Origin of the sequence: Liquorilactobacillus sicerae, from assembly GCF_029916425.1 — a bacterium.
GTDB classification, from domain to species: Bacteria; Bacillota; Bacilli; order Lactobacillales; family Lactobacillaceae; genus Liquorilactobacillus; species Liquorilactobacillus sicerae.
Genome location: NZ_JAHAVQ010000221.1, coordinates 1 through 458, shown reverse-complemented (window position 1 = coordinate 458; position 458 = coordinate 1). Strand labels below are relative to the sequence as shown.

2 pseudogenes are annotated in these 458 nt (G+C 35.6%); both read left to right on the top strand.

The features are described from left to right. Positions 1 to 249, top strand: a pseudogene (locus tag KH893_RS12115) (DNA polymerase III subunit delta'); the annotation flags it as partial. Positions 250 to 289: 40 nt separating this feature from the next. Continuing rightward, positions 290 to 458: pseudogene (locus KH893_RS12110) on the top strand (16S rRNA (cytidine(1402)-2'-O)-methyltransferase); the annotation flags it as partial.

Below are 458 nucleotides of genomic sequence, written 5' to 3'. Positions count from 1 at the left end.
CGTCAAGAGGAATCATTTGCTTTTGTGCAAACCAAACTATTGAATTTCGTTGACACGAATGAACACCAAAATATTTTCAACCTGGCTCTTTCTACCGAACTGGCAATTAGATTAGAAAAATCACCCGATATGAATTTAGCCGATCTTCTCGATAGATGGCTGATAATTTCTCAACGATCCAGGTTCACTGTCAGTTGGCAAGTAATGCTTGAATCGTTTACTTTGGAAGCTTTAAGGATAGTTAATTGAACAGTAAAGTTTTCAAACATGTGTATATGGAAAACTATATTTGGTACCGACACCGATAGGGAATCTTGACGTTATGAATATTAGATCTATTTCGACGCTCAAAGAAGTCGATTTGATTGCTGCTGAAGATACACGGCATTCGGGAATTCTTCTTCAACATTTTCAAATTAAAAAAGATTTAATTAGTTTGCATGAGCATAATTATGCTC